The 17,193-nt window shown below is 70.0% G+C and carries 14 protein-coding genes; all 14 read left to right on the top strand.

What is annotated here, in order from left to right; all coding sequences use genetic code 11:
- Positions 1-7: 7 nt before the first annotated feature.
- The 14 genes from lysA (at position 8) to OIE74_RS11435 (ending at position 17,102) form a co-directional block, all read left to right on the top strand.
- On the top strand, positions 8-1,399 hold the full coding sequence (gene lysA, locus OIE74_RS11500; RefSeq protein ID WP_329381560.1) for a diaminopimelate decarboxylase: 1,392 nt from the start codon (positions 8-10) through the stop codon (positions 1,397-1,399).
- A gap of 95 nt (positions 1,400-1,494) precedes the next feature.
- Positions 1,495-2,805 (top strand): homoserine dehydrogenase, encoded by a 1,311-nt coding sequence (locus tag OIE74_RS11495; protein WP_329381557.1) that lies wholly within the window; start codon positions 1,495-1,497, stop codon positions 2,803-2,805.
- A 7-nt stretch (positions 2,806-2,812) separates the two neighbouring features.
- A complete protein-coding gene (gene thrC, locus OIE74_RS11490) occupies positions 2,813-3,883 on the top strand; it encodes a threonine synthase (RefSeq protein WP_329381555.1) in 1,071 nt (356 codons plus the stop codon).
- A 352-nt stretch (positions 3,884-4,235) separates the two neighbouring features.
- On the top strand, positions 4,236-5,156 hold the full coding sequence (gene thrB, locus OIE74_RS11485; protein WP_329381552.1) for a homoserine kinase: 921 nt from the start codon (positions 4,236-4,238) through the stop codon (positions 5,154-5,156).
- A 408-nt stretch (positions 5,157-5,564) separates the two neighbouring features.
- Positions 5,565-7,652, top strand: a complete 2,088-nt coding sequence (rho, locus tag OIE74_RS11480; protein ID WP_329381550.1) for a transcription termination factor Rho — start codon at positions 5,565-5,567, stop codon at positions 7,650-7,652.
- Positions 7,653-7,847: 195 nt separating this feature from the next.
- Entirely contained in the window at positions 7,848-9,536 is a 1,689-nt protein-coding gene (locus tag OIE74_RS11475) for a trypsin-like serine protease (RefSeq protein WP_329381549.1), read from the top strand.
- Between the two features lie 123 nt (positions 9,537-9,659).
- The gene (locus OIE74_RS11470; RefSeq protein ID WP_329381547.1) at positions 9,660-10,763 is read left to right on the top strand and encodes an LCP family protein; all 1,104 of its coding nucleotides are present in this window, start codon (positions 9,660-9,662) and stop codon (positions 10,761-10,763) included.
- A 203-nt stretch (positions 10,764-10,966) separates the two neighbouring features.
- Positions 10,967-11,194 (top strand): 50S ribosomal protein L31, encoded by a 228-nt coding sequence (rpmE, locus tag OIE74_RS11465; protein WP_189105450.1) that lies wholly within the window; start codon positions 10,967-10,969, stop codon positions 11,192-11,194.
- Positions 11,195-11,307: 113 nt separating this feature from the next.
- Positions 11,308-12,399, top strand: coding sequence for a peptide chain release factor 1 (gene prfA, locus OIE74_RS11460; RefSeq protein WP_329381544.1), 1,092 nt, complete (start codon positions 11,308-11,310; stop codon positions 12,397-12,399).
- A gap of 163 nt (positions 12,400-12,562) precedes the next feature.
- Positions 12,563-13,402, top strand: a complete 840-nt coding sequence (gene prmC / locus OIE74_RS11455) for a peptide chain release factor N(5)-glutamine methyltransferase (RefSeq protein ID WP_329392251.1) — start codon at positions 12,563-12,565, stop codon at positions 13,400-13,402.
- An 86-nt stretch (positions 13,403-13,488) separates the two neighbouring features.
- On the top strand, positions 13,489-14,136 hold the full coding sequence (locus OIE74_RS11450) for an L-threonylcarbamoyladenylate synthase (protein WP_329381542.1): 648 nt from the start codon (positions 13,489-13,491) through the stop codon (positions 14,134-14,136).
- Positions 14,133-14,774 carry an arsenate reductase/protein-tyrosine-phosphatase family protein gene (locus OIE74_RS11445; RefSeq protein WP_329381540.1) on the top strand — a complete coding sequence of 214 codons (642 nt, stop codon included), beginning with the start codon at positions 14,133-14,135 and terminating at the stop codon, positions 14,772-14,774. Before OIE74_RS11450 ends, OIE74_RS11445 begins: the two co-directional genes overlap by 4 nt.
- Before the next feature lie 209 nt (positions 14,775-14,983).
- Positions 14,984-16,423 (top strand): MraY family glycosyltransferase, encoded by a 1,440-nt coding sequence (locus OIE74_RS11440; RefSeq protein ID WP_329381539.1) that lies wholly within the window; start codon positions 14,984-14,986, stop codon positions 16,421-16,423.
- A 265-nt stretch (positions 16,424-16,688) separates the two neighbouring features.
- Entirely contained in the window at positions 16,689-17,102 is a 414-nt protein-coding gene (locus tag OIE74_RS11435) for a hypothetical protein (protein ID WP_329381536.1), read from the top strand.
- Positions 17,103-17,193: the final 91 nt, after the last annotated feature.

The raw sequence follows: 17,193 nt of genomic DNA, 5'->3' as shown, positions 1-17,193 counted from the left end.
CAAGACGATGAGCCGTTCCGCCCACCCCGCCGGCCCCCGCTACGGCGACGTGCACACCGAGGGCCACTACTCCCCGCCGCCCGCCGACCTCAACACGCTGGACGACAAGATCTGGTCGCGCACGGTCCGGCGCGACGAGGACGGTGTCGCCACCGTCGCCGGGCTGCCGGTGACCCGCCTCGCCGAGGAGTTCGGCACCCCCGCGTACTTCCTCGACGAGGCCGACTTCCGGGCCCGCTGCCGCGCCTGGACCGACGCCTTCGGCAAGGACGCCGACGTCTTCTACGCGGGCAAGGCCTTCCTGTCCCGCGCCGTCGTCCACTGGCTCAAGGAGGAGGGGCTCAACCTCGACGTCTGCTCCGGCGGCGAGCTGGCCACCGCGCTCGACGCGGGCATGCCCCCCGAGCGCATCGCGCTGCACGGCAACAACAAGTCCGTGCACGAGATCGAGCGCGCCGTCGCCGCGGGCGTCGGGCGCATCGTCCTCGACTCGTTCCAGGAGATGGTGCGCGTCGCGCACATCGCCAAGAGCCTGGGCCGGGTCCAGCCCGTGCAGATCCGGGTCACGGTCGGCGTCGAGGCACACACCCACGAGTTCATCGCCACCGCCCACGAGGACCAGAAGTTCGGCATCGCGCTCGCCGACGGCCAGGCGGCCGAGGCCGTCCGCCGGGCGCTGCGGCTCGACGGCATCGAACTCATCGGCATCCACTCGCACATCGGCTCGCAGATCTTCGACATGGCCGGCTTCGAGGTCTCGGCGCGCCGCGTCGTCGGGCTGCTGGCCGAGATCCGCGACGAGCACGGCGTCGAACTCCCCGAGATCGACCTCGGCGGCGGCCTCGGCATCGCGTACACCCCCGACGACGACCCGCGCGAGCCCCACGAGATCGCCAAGTCCCTCACCGCGATCGTCACCCGTGAGTGTGAGTCCGCCGGACTGCGCACCCCCCGCATCTCGGTCGAGCCCGGCCGCGCGATCGTGGGCCCGACGGCCTTCACGCTCTACGAGGTCGGCACCATCAAGCCGCTGGACGGGCTGCGGACGTACGTGAGCGTCGACGGCGGCATGTCGGACAACATCCGCACCGCGCTGTACGACGCCGAGTACAGCGTCGCGCTCGTCTCCCGTCGCTCCGACGCCGAGCCGATGCTGTCGAGGGTCGTCGGCAAGCACTGCGAGAGCGGTGACATCGTCGTACGCGACGCGTTCCTGCCCGCCGACCTGGCGCCGGGGGACCTGATCGCGGTCCCCGCCACCGGGGCGTACTGCCGCTCCATGGCGAGCAACTACAACCACGCGCTGCGCCCGCCGGTCGTCGCGGTCAGGGACGGCGGGGCGCGGGTGATCGTCCGGCGCGAGACGGAGGAGGATCTCCTGCGGCTCGATGTTGGTTAGCCGAGATTGATGTCTCGTATGACGGACGGAGGGGAGAAACTTCCGTCCGGTGCGTGAGACTGGTCCACATCGCTGTGAGAGGGAATCGAGGTCGCATGATGCGTACGCGTCCGCTGAAGGTGGCGCTGCTGGGCTGTGGGGTCGTCGGCTCAGAGGTGGCGCGCATCATGGCGACGCACGCCGACGATCTGGCCGCGCGGATCGGCGCGCCCCTGGAACTCGCCGGGGTCGCCGTCCGCCGTCCCTCCAAGGTGCGCGAGGGCATAGACCCCGCGCTGATCACCACGGACGCGACGGCGCTGGTCAAACGCGGCGACATCGACGTCGTGATCGAGGTCATCGGCGGCATCGAGCCCGCCCGCACACTGATCACCACCGCCTTCGAGCACGGCGCTTCCGTCGTCTCGGCCAACAAGGCGCTGCTCGCCGAGGACGGCGCGACGCTCTTCGCGGCGGCCGAGAAGCACGGCAGGGACCTCTACTACGAGGCCGCCGTCGCCGGCGCCATCCCGCTGCTGCGGCCCCTGCGGGAATCCCTCGCGGGCGACAAGGTCAACCGCGTGCTCGGCATCGTGAACGGCACCACGAACTTCATCCTCGACCGGATGGATTCCTCGGGCGCCGGCTACTCGGAGGCGCTGGACGAGGCGACAGCGCTCGGTTACGCGGAGGCCGACCCGACCGCCGACGTCGAGGGCTTCGACGCCGCGGCGAAGGCCGCGATCCTCGCCGGGATCGCCTTCCACACCCGCGTACGCCTGGACGACGTCCACCGCGAGGGACTGACCGAGGTCACCTCCGCCGACATCGCCTCCGCGCGGCGCATGGGCTGCACCGTCAAGCTCCTCGCCATCTGCGAGCGCGCCGCCGACGGCAGGTCGGTCACCGCCCGCGTACACCCGGCGATGATCCCGCTCAGCCACCCGCTCGCCTCTGTGCGCGAGGCCTACAACGCGGTCTTCGTGGAGGCCGAGGCGGCCGGCCGGCTGATGTTCTACGGCCCCGGCGCGGGCGGCCCGCCCACCGCCTCCGCCGTGCTCGGCGACCTCGTCGCGGTCTGCCGCAACAAGATCGGCGGATCGACGGGCCCCGGCGAATCCGCGTACACGCGGCTGCCGGTGAGCTCGATGGGCGAGGTCGTGACCCGCTACCACATCAGCCTCGACGTGGCCGACAAACCGGGTGTACTGGCCCAGGTCGCCACCGTCTTCGCCGAGCACGACGTGTCGATCGACACCGTGCGCCAGCAGGGCCGGCTGGACAGTGAAGGACTGGGCGGCGAGGCATCCCTCGTCGTCGTCACCCACCGCGCGCCCGACGCCGCCCTCTCGGGGACCGTCGAGGCGCTGCGCAAGCTCGACACCGTGCGCGGTGTCGCCAGCATCATGCGTGTTGAAGGGGAGTAAGGGACCCATGACGAGCAATGGCACCCACCAGTGGCGCGGCATCATCGAGGAGTACCGGGACCGGCTGCCGGTCACCGGCGCGACGGCGGTGGTCACGCTCCGCGAGGGCGGTACGCCGCTGGTCCCCGCCCAGGTCCTCTCCGAAGTCACGGGCTGCGAGGTGCACCTCAAGGTCGAGGGCGCCAACCCGACCGGGTCGTTCAAGGACCGCGGGATGACGCTGGCCATCACACACGCCAAGGAGGCGGGCGCCCAGGCCGTCATCTGCGCCTCCACCGGCAACACCTCGGCGTCGGCCGCCGCGTACGCGGTACGGGCCGGCATGGTCTGCGCGGTCCTGGTGCCGCAGGGCAAGATCGCGCTGGGCAAGATGGGCCAGGCGCTGGTGCACGGCGCGAAGATCCTCCAGGTCGACGGGAACTTCGACGACTGTCTGACGCTGGCGCGCGGGCTGTCCGACAACTACCCGGTGGCGCTGGTCAATTCGGTCAATCCGTCCCGTATCGAGGGCCAGAAGACCGCGGCGTTCGAGATCGTGGACGCACTCGGCGACGCCCCCGACATCCATGTGCTGCCCGTCGGCAACGCGGGCAACATCACGGCGTACTGGAAGGGCTACACGGAGTACGCGGCCGACGGCCCCGCGACCCGTACCCCGCGCATGTGGGGCTTCCAGGCGTCCGGTTCGGCGCCGATCGTGCGCGGCGAGGTCGTGAAGGACCCGCACACCGTGGCCACCGCGATCCGTATCGGCAACCCCGCGTCCTGGCGGCAGGCGCTCGCCGCCAGGGATGAGTCGGGCGGCTTCATCGACGAGGTGACGGACCGACAGATCCTGCGCGCCTACCGGCTGTTGGCCGCGCAGGAGGGCGTTTTCGTCGAGCCCGCGTCGGCCGCGTCCGTCGCGGGTCTGCTCAAGGCGGCGGAGGACGGCAAGGTCGATCCCGGGCAGCGGATCGTCTGCACCGTCACCGGGAACGGGCTCAAGGACCCGGACTGGGCGGTCGCGGGCGCGCCTCAGCCGGTCACGGTGCCGGTGGACGCGGTGACGGCGGCGGAGCGTCTCGGACTCGCGTAGGACTCGTCCACGAAAATCCGGCGATCCGCCGTCCGCCGATCCGCCGGACAAGCCCTGGTGCGCCCCCGCCGGAGCCCGCACGGGCCTTACGGGGCACGCACAAAGCACACCAAGACCCTGCATAGGCGCACAGGAAGCCACGCGACACGCATCGTGCGCCTCCTGTGCGCCCTATGTCGCGACAGAACCTTCCTTCGATAGGCTGTACCCGACCCGCCCCGCCGCATATGCCGTGGTGTTGTTGCCCTCGTGGCCGTCGGGTGTTTCCGTTTCTTGCCGAAACCCCGTGGTCTCGCAGCCTCGTCTCCCGTTCAGCCTTCCTCGCAGTCACACAAGGAGAGTCGTCTAAGCGATGGCCGGTCCAGCTTTCCGCGCCGCCGCCGTACGGGTGCGCGTCCCCGCCACCAGCGCCAACCTCGGGCCGGGATTCGATGCCTTCGGCCTGTCGTTGGGGCTCTACGACGACGTGGTCGTACGCGTCGCCGACGCCGGCCTGCACGTCGACATCGCGGGCGAGGGCGCCGGGACACTGCCCCGCGACGAGAACCACCTGCTCGTACGGTCCCTGCGCACCGCGTTCGACCTGCTCGGCGGCCAGCCGCGCGGCCTGGAGGTCGTCTGCGCCAACCGCATCCCGCACGGCCGCGGCCTGGGCTCGTCGTCCGCCGCGATCTGCGCCGGGATCGTCGCCGCGCGCGCCGTGACGATAGGCGGCGACGCCAGACTCGACGACACGGCGCTGCTGGAGCTCGCCACCGAGATCGAGGGCCACCCGGACAATGTGGCGGCTTGTCTGCTCGGCGGATTCACCCTCGCCTGGACCGACGGAAGCGCGGCGCGGGCCATCCGGATGGAGGTCGCCGACTCCGTGGTTCCCGTGGTGTTCGTGCCCGACCGGCCCGTCCTGACCGAGACCGCCCGCGGGCTGCTCCCGCGCTCCGTCCCCCATGTGGACGCGAGTTTCAACGCTGGCCGGGCGGCCCTGCTCGTACAGGCCCTGACCAGGCGTTCCGACCTGCTGTTCGCGGCCACCGACGACCGGCTCCACCAGGAATACCGCGCTCCCGCGATGCCGGGGAGTGTGGAGCTCGTGCACCGACTGCGGGCCGACGGCGTCCCCGCGGTCATCTCCGGCGCCGGACCCACGGTCCTGGCGCTGACCGAGGACAGTGCGGCCGACAAGGTCGTACAGCTGGCCGGCGAGGGCTGGGCGGCGCACAGGCTCGGCCTCGACGGCACGGGGGCGAGTGTTCTGCCGCTGGGTCCTCAGTGACGGTGGATTGCCGGTGAGCGAGATTGCCGGTGAGTGAGAGGGGGAATGTTTGTTGGAGCCGGTAGTGTTAACCTCAAGTCTGCACCCGAAGTCTTTGTGGCTCGGTGCTTCGCGTCCCCATTCGGGACCACCATTCTTCCGGGAGCCTCCCCAACTGCCTGAGCAGCCTGCCTGAGCAGTTCTGAGCACGCCCCGGAACCGGCACGACACCCCTCGCTATGTCCAGGAGTGGGCCGAGCAGGGGGACCTCGGGCCGGACCCATTGCACGTACGCAAGTCTTCCGCCGTACCCGGCGGGACCATCGCCCCGGCCGCGGCCGGTGATCGACACGATCACAACCCGCGGTCGGACAGCACAACCGGTCGCCGAGCCAGAAGGCCGACGTCCGCTCCAGGGAAGGACCCTTCGTGAGCGACACCACCGATCTGATGGGCGTGACTGCCGACAACAGCGTCGACACGACCGCGCCCGCCGAAGGTGCTGCCACTGGCACCACCTCACGGCGCCGCCGCTCCGGCACCGGCCTCGACGGCATGGTCCTGGCCGAGTTGCAGCAGGTCGCGTCCGGCCTCGGCATCAGGGGCACCGCGCGGATGCGCAAGAGCCAGTTGATCGAGGTCATCAAGGAGGCGCAGGGCGGCGGTTCGGCCGCCCCGAAGAGCGCCGAGACCGCCGGCGGCGACGCCGAGGCGAAGCCCAAGCGGCGCGCCACCTCCAAGGCCCGTACGGGCGACGCGGCCCCGGCCGCCGACGCCCCCGCGGGCAAGGCGGCCGACACGGCCGCCGCCCCGGCCCCGGCCGAGAAGGCCGAGAAGGCCGACGCGCAGATCGACATCCCGGGCCAGCCGGCCAGCGACGACCAGCCCGCGGGCGAGCGCCGTCGGCGCCGGGCCACCGCGCAGGCGGGCAGCCCGGACACCAAGACCGAGAGCCGCGCCGAGTCGGGCACCGACACCGTCGTGGACGAGCGCCCGGACGCCAGGGCCGAGGCCGCCGTCTCCGCCTCCGCCCAGTCCGACGCCGAAGGACGCCGCGGCGACCGCCAGGAGCGCGGCCAGCGGGGCGAGCGCGGGGACAGGGACCGCGGGGAGCGCGGTGACCGGCAGAGCCGCCAGCGTGAGCGCCGTGGCAAGGGCGACGACCAGCAGGGCGGTGGCGGCCAGCAGACCGGCGGCCAGCGCCAGCAGCGCCAGGGCCAGGGCGGCGGTCAGAACCAGGGCAACGGGCCGCAGGACGACTTCGACGACGAGGCGGGCGGCCGGCGCGGCCGGCGCGGCCGGTACCGCGACAGGCGCGGGCGCCGTGGCCGCGAGGAGTTCGGTGGCGGCGGCGAGCCGCAGGTCGCCGACGACGACGTGCTGATTCCCGTCGCGGGCATCCTCGACATCCTCGACAACTACGCGTTCATCCGGACCTCCGGCTATCTGCCGGGCCCGAACGACGTGTACGTGTCACTCGCCCAGGTCCGTAAGAACGGCCTGCGCAAGGGCGACCACGTCACCGGCGCGGTGCGCCAGCCCAAGGACGGCGAACGCCGCGAGAAGTTCAACGCGCTGGTGCGGCTGGACTCGGCGAACGGCATGGCGGCCGAATCGGGCCGCGGGCGGCCGGAGTTCCAGAAGCTCACCCCGCTCTACCCGCAGGACCGGCTCCGGCTGGAGACCGACCCGGGTGTGCTGACGACGCGGATCATCGACCTCGTCGCACCGATCGGCAAGGGCCAGCGCGGTCTGATCGTGGCCCCGCCGAAGACCGGCAAGACCATGATCCTCCAGGCCATCGCCAACGCGATCACGGTCAACAGCCCCGAGTGCCACCTGATGGTCGTCCTCGTCGACGAGCGTCCGGAAGAGGTCACCGACATGCAGCGGTCCGTGAAGGGCGAGGTCATCTCCTCGACCTTCGACCGCCCCGCCGAGGACCACACCACCGTCGCCGAGCTGGCCATCGAGCGCGCCAAGCGCCTCGTGGAGCTGGGTCACGACGTGGTCGTCCTGCTGGACTCCATCACCCGCCTGGGCCGTGCGTACAACCTCGCAGCCCCGGCCTCCGGACGCATCCTGTCCGGTGGTGTCGACTCGACCGCGCTCTACCCGCCGAAGCGCTTCTTCGGCGCGGCGCGCAACATCGAGGACGGCGGCTCGCTGACCATCCTGGCCACCGCGCTCGTCGAGACCGGCTCGCGCATGGACGAGGTGATCTTCGAGGAGTTCAAGGGCACCGGCAACATGGAGCTCAAGCTCGACAGGAAGCTCTCGGACAAGCGCATCTTCCCGGCGGTGGACGTCGACGCGTCCTCCACCCGTAAGGAAGAGATCCTGCTCGGCAGCGACGAACTGGCCGTGGTCTGGAAGCTGCGCCGGGTGCTGCACGCACTCGACCAGCAGCAGGCCATCGAGTTGCTGCTGGACAAAATGAAGAAGACGAAGTCGAACGCGGAGTTCCTGCTTCAGATTCAGAAGACGACTCCGTCGCCCGGAAACGGCAACGACTGACAGGTCGTTTCGGGAAAACCCGTCCCGATTGTTCAACTTCCGCCTGGATCCGCCCCGTTACTCCGGTGACGGGGCGGATTTCTGCCTGTAATATCCGACGAGCCGTTCCATCCCCCCACACGGCGCCAAACCAATTCCCTTGATTAGCGGGAGATTTGCGTGCGTGTGTCGCGTCAGGGCCGACCGGCCCGGAAAATGCGAAGACTGATTGCCGCCGGTGCGGCGACCCTTACCATGCTCGCCGGCGGACTGGTGGCCACCGCCCAGGCCGCGGACGGCGGCGGTGAGAAGTTCCTGCCGCCCAAGGGCGCCGAGGTCGTCAGTTCCAACGAAGCCTCACCCCGCATCATCGGCGGCACGAACACCTCGATCAGCAGCGCCCCCTGGATGGTGCAGGTGCTTTTCGAGTACGACAACGACGGACTCTTCTACTTCACCTGCGGTGGCACGCTCGTCGCGCCCAACAAGGTTCTCACGGCGGCGCACTGCGTCACCGACGAGAACGGCAAAGCGCTCGACATGGTCGGCCACGGCATCATTCTGGCCAACACCGCCAAGCTCGCCGGCGGCCCCAATGACGAAGGCACCGGGGTCACCATCAAGAAGTCCTACTTCGCGGGCTCGTACAACGCGGCCGAGATCGACAACGACTTCGCGCTGCTCACGCTCTCCAAGCCGCTGACGGGCACCCCGGCGCAGCCCGCGTCGTACGGTGACACCGCCCGGTACGCGCCGGGCACCACCGCCACCACCTACGGCTGGGGCATGACCGGCTCGGACCCGGACTTCGGCAGGCTGGCCGACACCCTCCAGCGGGTGACGCAGCCGCTGCGCTCGGACGCGGAGTGCACCGAGAACCTCGACACCGCGCTCGGTACGCCGGGCGCCTTCAAGCCCGGCCACATGATCTGCGCGGGCGCCGGCGGCACGGGCGACAACAGCACGGGTAAGGCGACCTGCCCCGGTGACTCCGGCAGCCCGATGATGGTGAACGGCCGGATCATCGGCATCACCTCGTGGGGCGTCGCCACCCAGTCCGAGCTGTGCAACCTGGGCGGCCTGTACGACGTGTACACCAAGGTCTCGACGTATATGCCGGCCATCCAGCCGCGGGTCGACGACACCAACTTCAGCCGTGACCACCGGGCGGACCCGTGGGCCCGCACGACCTCGGACGGCAAGGCGTACACGTTCAGCTCCACCGGGGAGAAGCTGGCCGCCCGCAAGGCGTTCACCGGCACGTTCAGCGCGTACAACCTGGTCATCCAGACCGACCTGAACAGGGACGGTTACGAGGACCTCGTCGCCCGGGGCAACTCCGGCGACGTGTACTGGCTGCACCGCTCGGCGAGCAGCGCCACCTACGTCAAGACGAAGATCTTCTCCGGCTGGAAGACCTTCCGGGCGATCGTCACCCCCGGCGATGTCAACGGTGACGGCAAGCCCGATCTGGTCGCGGTCGCCTCCACCGGACAGCTCCGGCTCTACCCGGGCCAGGGCAACGGCAAGTTCAGTGCCTCCACCGCGGTCGGCACCGGCTACCAGGCCTACAACCAGGTACGCGGCCACGGCGACCTGACCAACGACGGCAAGCCCGACCTGCTGGTCCGCCGCGGCGGCACCAACGCGCTCTACCTGGTCAAGGGCACCGGCAAGTCCACCGCCCCGTTCGAGGCTCCGGTCCAGGTCCGCGCCGACTGGTCCGTCTACAACCTCATCGTCACCCCGGGTGATGTGAACGGTGACGGCAAGGCCGACGTTCTCGTCCGTACGACCGGCGGCACCCTGTCGCTGCTCAAGGGCACGGGCAAGACCACGTCCGAGATCTTCGCCACACCGGTGAGCCTCGGCACGGGCTGGAACAGCTACTACTCCATCGCCTGAAACCCCAGGTGAGGACCTGACCGGTCACTCACCGCAGCCGCCCGACCCTGTGGCCCCCGCTCCGGCGGGGGCCACAGCTTGTTGTGCGACGCTGCCAGCTGCCCGACGAGAGCTGAGGACCGGATGAGCGACCAGAGCAGGGGCGGACGAATACGGGCGACCGGATCGCGCCGCAAGAAGCCCGGCGCGGGCCGGCGCGCCATGACGCTGGCCGCGTGGGCCGCCGCCGCCCTGGTCCTCGTCGGCGGATCCGGTCTCGGATACGTGTACGTCAAGCTCAACGGCAACATCCAGGGCGTCGACATCAACGCCAGCCTCGGCACCGACCGCCCCGTGGACACCGACAACGGTTCGATGGACATCCTCGTGCTCGGCTCCGACTCGCGCTCCGGCGCCAACTCCTCGTACGGCCGGGACCAGGGCGGAGCCCGCTCGGACACCGCGATGATCGTGCACGTCAACGAGGGCCACCGGACGGCGAGTGTGGTCTCCGTACCGCGCGACACGATCGTCGAACGCCCCGACTGCGAGAACGGTCAGGGCGGCACCGCGGCCGGGGCGCGGCGCGCCATGTTCAACACGGCGTACGAGGTCGGCGGCCCGGCCTGCGCGGTGAAGACCGTCGAGAAGATGTCCGGCATCCGCATGGACCACTACATCGAGGTCGACTTCACGGGCTTCAAGCGGCTCATCGACGATCTCGGCGGTGTGCGGATCACCACCACCGAGGCCATCGACGACTCCAAGAGCGGACTGAAACTCGGACCCGGCACCCACACCCTCGACGGCGAACAGTCCCTCGGCCTCGTCAGGACCCGCAAGAGCGTCGGCGACGGCAGCGACCTGGGCCGCATCCAGCTCCAGCAGGCCTTCATCAAGGCGCTGATCACCCAGGTCAAGGAGATCGGTCTGCTCAGCAGCCCGAAGAAGCTGTACGACATCGGCGACACCGCGACCCGCGCGATCACCCCCGACTCCGAGCTGGACTCGGTCAAGGAGCTCGCGTCGTTCGCCGGCGGCCTCAAGAGCCTCGGGTCCGAGGACGTCAACATGATCACGCTGCCCGTCCGGTACGACCCGGCGGACCCGAACCGCGTCGTACCGCTGGAGAAGGCGTCCGAGCGGGTATGGACCGCGCTGCGGGCGGACCGGCCGATACCGGCCTCGGCGACGAGGGAATCCGCGGGTGACAAGGGCGACGCGTCCGACGTGGTCACGGGCGGATGACGGTGCGTACGGGGCCGCCGGCGGACGACCGCACGGGCCCGCCGGCGGGCGCCGCCCCGGCGGAATAGATCCGGGACCACCCCGGTTTTGGAGATACGGCCGGTCCTGGCAGACTGGTCCGTCGGCCCCGGTTCACGTACGAGCATCCGCGCGTGCGACCCGGAGCCTCCTCGCCCGGCGAGGGACGTTCCCTAGGAGACACCTTGAAGCGCGACATCCACCCCACGTACGTCGAGACCCAGGTCAGCTGTACCTGCGGTGCGTCGTTCACCACTCGCAGCACGATCGAATCGGGCACCGTCCGTGCCGAGATCTGCTCCGAGTGCCACCCGTTCTACACGGGCAAGCAGAAGATCCTCGACACCGGTGGCCGTGTGGCCCGCTTCGAGGCCCGCTTCGGCAAGGCTGCCGCCGGCTCCGCCAACAAGTAGCGAGCCAACTGCGCCGGTTCTCGGCGCCCCTGCCCTGGGGCGTCGGGACCGGCGCTTTGCCGTCCCGCAGCACCTTCGCGCAGCACTCACGTACGCACCCCAGGAGCCCCCGAATGTTCGAGGCGGTCGAGGAACTGGTCGGCGAGCACGCCGACCTGGAGAAGAAGCTCGCCGACCCGTCGGTCCACACGGACCAGGCGCACGCCCGCAAGCTCAACAAGCGGTACGCCGAACTGACCCCGATCATCGGGACGTACGGCGCCTGGAAGCGGACCGGGGACGACATCGAGACGGCCCGTGAGTTCGCGGCGGACCCCACGGACGCGTCGGCCGGCGAATTCGCCGCCGAGGTCAAGGTGCTGGAGAAGCAGCGCGACGAACTGACCGAGAAACTCCGTCTGCTGCTCGTCCCGCGCGACCCCAGTGACGACAAGGACGTCATCCTGGAGATCAAGGCGGGCGCGGGCGGCGACGAGTCGGCGCTGTTCGCCGGGGACCTCCTGCGGATGTATCTGCGGTACGCCGAGCGCGTGGGCTGGAAGACCGAGATCATCGACGCCACCGAGTCCGAGCTGGGCGGCTACAAGGACGTCCAGGTCGCGGTGAAGACCAAGGGCGGCAACGGGGCCACCGAGCCGGGACAGGGCGTCTGGGCGCGGCTGAAGTACGAGGGCGGGGTGCACCGTGTGCAGCGGGTGCCGTCCACCGAGTCGCAGGGCCGGATCCACACCTCGGCGGCCGGTGTCCTCGTGACGCCGGAGGCGGAGGAGGTCGACGTGGAGATCCACGCCAACGACCTGCGTATCGACGTCTACCGCTCGTCGGGCCCCGGCGGTCAGTCCGTCAACACGACGGACTCGGCCGTCCGGATCACGCATCTGCCCACCGGAGTCGTCGCTTCCTGCCAGAACGAGAAGAGCCAGCTCCAGAACAAGGAGCAGGCCATGCGTATCCTGCGCTCGCGGCTGCTCGCCGCAGCACAGGAGGAGGCGGAGAAGAACGCGGCGGACGTCCGGCGCAGCCAGGTGCGTACCGTCGACCGGTCCGAGAAGATCCGTACGTACAACTTCCCGGAAAACCGGATCTCGGACCACCGGGTCGGCTTCAAGGCGTACAACTTGGACCAAGTGCTCGACGGTGAGCTGGCGGCAGTGATCCAGGCCTGCGTCGACGCAGACTCGGCGGCGAAGCTCGCGGCCGCCTGAGCCGTCCCTCACGCCACGTCACCACCGATCACGTCACCACCGATCACGTCCGTACCGATCACGTCCCCTCCCCGTCTACGTCTCAGGAGGAACCAGCGTGCAGCCACCTTCTGGGGGACCCAGCGACCCTCAGCGGCTCCGCCGCGGGACCGCCCCCCGCAGTCTGCTGCTTGCCGAGGTGGCCCAGGCCACCCAGCGGCTGGCGGACGCGGGCGTGCCGTCCCCGCGGTTCGACGCCGAGGAACTCGCCGCGTTCGTGCACGGCGTCAAGCGCGGAGAGCTGCACAGCGTCGTGGACGAGGAGTTCGACGCCCGCTACTGGGAAACCGTCGCGCGCCGCGAGGCCCGCGAGCCGCTCCAGCACATCACCGGACGGGTCTTCTTCCGGTATCTGGAACTCCAGGTCGGGCCGGGGGTGTTCGTGCCCCGGCCGGAGACCGAGTCCGTCGTCGGCTGGGCCATAGACGCGGTCCGCGCGATGGACGTCGTCGAGCCGCTGATCGTCGATCTCTGCTCGGGATCCGGCGCGATCGCGCTCGCCATGGCGCAGGAGGTGCCGCGCTCGCGTGTGCACGCCGTGGAGCTGTCCGAGGACGCCCTCACCTGGACGCGGAAGAACGCCGAGGGGTCCAGGGTCACCGTGCACCGCGGAGACGCTCTGACGGCCCTCCCGGACTTCGACGGCCAGGCCGATCTGGTCATCTCCAACCCGCCGTACATCCCGCTCACCGAGTGGGAGTACGTCGCGCCCGAGGCGCGCGACCACGACCCGGAGATGGCGCTCTTCTCCGGCGAGGACGGCCTCGACACGATCCGGGGGATCGAACGCACCGCCCACCGGCTGCTGCGGCCCGGCGGCCTCGTGGTCGTGGAGCACGCGGACACACAGGGCGGCCAGGTCCCGTGGATCTTCAACGAGGAGGCCGGCTGGGCGGACGCGGCCGACCACCCGGACCTGAACAACCGCCCCCGCTTCGCGACGGCCCGCAAGGCCATGCCGTGACCCCGGCAACGCACGCGAGTGAGTCGAAGGGGCGCGCCCCTGAGGCGAACCGAGCACCCGAAATGACACAGAAAGAGGGCTGTTAGATGGCACGGCGATACGACTGCAACGACGCGACCGACCGTACGACCGGTCTGCGTGAAGCCGCGTCCGCCGTCCGTCGCGGCGAGCTCGTCGTCCTGCCCACCGACACCGTCTACGGGCTCGGCGCCGACGCCTTCAGCAGCGAGGCCGTCGCCGACCTCCTCGACGCCAAGGGCCGGGGCCGCAACATGCCCACGCCCGTGCTCATCGGCTCCCCGAACACCCTGCACGGCCTGGTCACGGACTTCTCGGAGCAGGCGTGGGAGCTGGTCGACGCGTTCTGGCCCGGCGCCCTCACGCTCGTCGCCAAGCACCAGCCCTCGCTCCAGTGGGACCTCGGCGACACCCGTGGCACCGTCGCGATCCGGATGCCGCTGCACCCCGTCGCGATCGAGCTGCTGACCGAGGTCGGCCCGATGGCGGTCTCCAGCGCGAACCTGACCGGACACCCCGCGCCGGAGGACTGTGACGCGGCGCAGGAGATGCTCGCGGACGCCGTGTCGGTCTATCTGGACGGCGGGAGGACCCCCGGCATCGTGCCGTCGTCGATCGTCGACGTGACCGGCAAGGTCCCGTTGCTGCTGCGTGCGGGCGCCGTCGACGCCGAGGAGCTCCGCAAGGTCGTACCCGACCTCGAGGTGGCCAATTGACCGCCCCTGAGGGGCGTGGCATAGCGGGACTCCCCGACACCTTCCGCATCCTCCACGTCAGCACCGGCAACGTGTGCCGCTCGCCCATCACCGAGCGGCTGAACCGGCATGCCCTGAGCGACCGCCTCGGCGAGCGCCTCACGGGCGGGCTCATCGTGGAGAGCGCGGGCACCTGGGGACACGAGGGGGCCTCGATGGAGGCCAACGCGGAGGCCGTCCTCGCGGACTTCGGCGCGGACCCGTCCGGCTTCGTCGGGCGTGAGCTGCTGGACGAGCACGTGATCCGCGCGGACCTGGTGCTCACGGCGACACGTGACCACCGGGCGCAGGTCATCTCGATGGGGCACTCGGCGGGGCTGCGAACCTTCACGCTGAAGGAGTTCACGCGTCTCGTACGGGCCATAGACCCGGCGACGCTGCCCGACCCCCTCGACGAGGGCGTGGTCGAGCGGGCCCGTGCGCTGGTGCGTGCCGCCGCGGCTCTGCGCGGGTGGCTCCTGGCCCCGAACGCGGAGGCGGACGAGGTCTACGACCCGTACGGGGCCCCCATCACCTTCTTCCGCTCCATCGGCGACGAGATCCACCAGGCTCTCGATCCGGTGGTGACGGCACTCACGGGCGTGCCGACCCCGCACTGATTCCGCACTGATCCCGTGCCGCTCGCGCACCGTTGAACAGGGGCGACGTACCGTGAGAAATTCGGCGGGGGATATGGTGAGACGAATTTGTGCAACCGACGAGCCGCCGTGTATGTCCTTCCTCATGTGGCTACACGCATTCCAACGGTCCTCCTGTCGCGAGTTAGTGTGTGTGCCTCGGATGGCCGGCGATTCCTGTGGGGCAGCCTGTGCGTGATTATCTGCTGACGCTCTGCGTGACGGCCGCGGTGACTTATCTGCTGACCGGTCCGGTGCGGAAGTTCGCCATCGCGATCGGTGCGATGCCCGCGATCCGCGCGCGCGACGTGCACCGCGAACCGACACCGCGTCTCGGCGGAATCGCCATGTTCTTCGGCCTGTGCGCCGGACTGCTGGTCGCCAGCAACCTGGAGAATCTCAGCGGGGTCTTCGAGCGGTCGAACGAGCCGCGCGCGCTGCTCTCCGGCGCCGCGCTGATCTGGCTGATCGGCGTCCTGGACGACAAGTTCGAGATCGACGCCCTCATCAAGCTCGGCGGCCAGATGATCGCCGCGGGCGTGATGGTGATGCAGGGTCTGACGATCCTGTGGATCCCGGTGCCGGGTGTCGGGACCGTAGCGCTGACGTCCTGGCAGGGCACGCTCCTCACCGTCGCCCTCGTCGTGATCACGATCAACGCGGTCAACTTCGTCGACGGACTCGACGGTCTGGCCTCCGGCATGGTCTGCATCGCGGCGGCGGCGTTCTTCCTGTACGCGTACCGGATCTGGTACGGGTACGGCATCGAGGCCGCGGCCCCCGCCACCCTCTTCGCCGCGATCCTGATGGGCATGGGCATCGGCTTCCTGCCGCACAACATGCATCCGGCCCGGATCTTCATGGGTGACTCGGGTTCGATGCTGATCGGTCTGGTGCTCGCGACGGGCGCCATCTCCGTGACGGGCCAGGTCGATCCGGACGCCCTGAAGATCTACGCGGACGGCTCGACCCGCGAGGCGACCCACGCCGCGCTGCCGGTCTTCATCCCGCTGCTGCTGCCGCTGACGATCATCGCGATCCCGGTCGCCGACCTCGTCCTCGCGATCGTGCGCCGCACCTGGAACGGCCAGTCGCCGTTCGCCGCCGACCGCGGGCATCTCCACCACCGGCTGCTGGAGATCGGGCACTCGCACAGCAGGGCCGTACTGATCATGTACTTCTGGTCGGCGCTGATCGCCTTCGGCGTGGTCCTGTACTCGGTCCACTCCTCGTCCACCATGTCCACGATGTGGATCGTGCTGGCGGTCGTCGCGCTGAGCGCCCTGGGGCTGCTGCTCCTGCTGCTGCCCCGCTTCACCCCGCGCGCCCCGCGCTGGGCGGAGGCCGTCGTGCCGCCCCGCTACCGGCGCCGTAAGCCGATCGCCCAGGGGGAGTTGGCGGAGGCCGGGGAAGCCGCGGAGGACGCCCCCGAGGAGTCCGGGCCGCGGGAGGGCCGGCCGGCCGCCGGATCACAGGTGCCTCACGATTCCCGGCCCACGGGCGACGTACCGCCGGCCGACGGGGTCCCGGCGGGCGAGCCCGCTCCGGTCCCGGCGGGCGTCAACGGGGCGACAGCGATCGGGCCGCGATCTCGGTTCTCCGACCGGCGCAGGGCGGATTCCGCGTACTGAGAATTACCTCAACGGGCCTCATTACCAGACAAGACGGCGTGTTGTCCGACTCACACGGGCAGATTCGCCCTCATGTGTGACGGTGAGCACACCTTCATGGTAAAGACCTCATCAAATAGTTTGTGATACCGTTCACGAGACCCGGCGCCAGAGCCGAAGGACCGTAGTGCGACGGTCCGTTGGCCCGAGAATCCAACTCTCGGACCGGGCCTACGCTCGTCCATGACGACACCATCTGCCCCACCCAGCAAGCGGAGCTGCCGCCATGCCCTCCAACGACGTCCGGACCCTCCTCCAGGCCGCCGTACCCACCGCCGCCGTCGGCGTTGTCGCCACGGTGGTCAGCGGTGTGGTCGCGGGCGGGAAGGGGGCGCTGGGTGCCGGTGTCGCCACGGTGGTGGTGACCGTCTTCATGGGTATCGGTCTCATCGTGCTCCAGCGCACGGCCAGGACGCTGCCGCATCTCTTCCAGGGGATGGGCCTGCTGCTCTACACGACCCAAGTGCTGGCGCTCTTCGTCTTCATGGCCGTCTTCAAGGACACCACCCTGTTCAACCCCAGGGCGTTCGCGCTGACGCTGGTGATCGCGACGCTCGCCTGGATCGCGGCCCAGGCCCGTGCCCATATGAAGGCGAAGATTCTTTACGTCGAGCCGGAGAAGACGGGTACGTCGGCGTGAGAGGTAGGGGCGGGATAAGCGCGAGTTCGAGATCCTGCTATCGTCCGGTTCCAACTGCGGCATCGAGGGCGCGGGCTCCCCAGCTGACGCC

Source organism: Streptomyces sp. NBC_01716 (genome assembly GCF_036248275.1).
Classification (GTDB): Bacteria; Actinomycetota; Actinomycetes; order Streptomycetales; family Streptomycetaceae; genus Streptomyces.
This window is presented reverse-complemented; position numbering and strand designations above follow the sequence as displayed.

Coding starts and splice junctions, on each gene's coding strand:
- lysA (WP_329381560.1), top strand. CDS start 8: ATGAGCCGTTCCGCCCACCCCGCCGGCCCCCGCTACGGCGACGTGCAC.
- OIE74_RS11435 (WP_329381536.1), top strand. CDS start 16,689: ATGCCCTCCAACGACGTCCGGACCCTCCTCCAGGCCGCCGTACCCACC.
- OIE74_RS11495 (WP_329381557.1), top strand. CDS start 1,495: ATGATGCGTACGCGTCCGCTGAAGGTGGCGCTGCTGGGCTGTGGGGTC.
- thrB (WP_329381552.1), top strand. CDS start 4,236: ATGGCCGGTCCAGCTTTCCGCGCCGCCGCCGTACGGGTGCGCGTCCCC.
- thrC (WP_329381555.1), top strand. CDS start 2,813: ATGACGAGCAATGGCACCCACCAGTGGCGCGGCATCATCGAGGAGTAC.
- prfA (WP_329381544.1), top strand. CDS start 11,308: ATGTTCGAGGCGGTCGAGGAACTGGTCGGCGAGCACGCCGACCTGGAG.
- OIE74_RS11450 (WP_329381542.1), top strand. CDS start 13,489: ATGGCACGGCGATACGACTGCAACGACGCGACCGACCGTACGACCGGT.
- OIE74_RS11475 (WP_329381549.1), top strand. CDS start 7,848: ATGCGAAGACTGATTGCCGCCGGTGCGGCGACCCTTACCATGCTCGCC.
- OIE74_RS11470 (WP_329381547.1), top strand. CDS start 9,660: ATGAGCGACCAGAGCAGGGGCGGACGAATACGGGCGACCGGATCGCGC.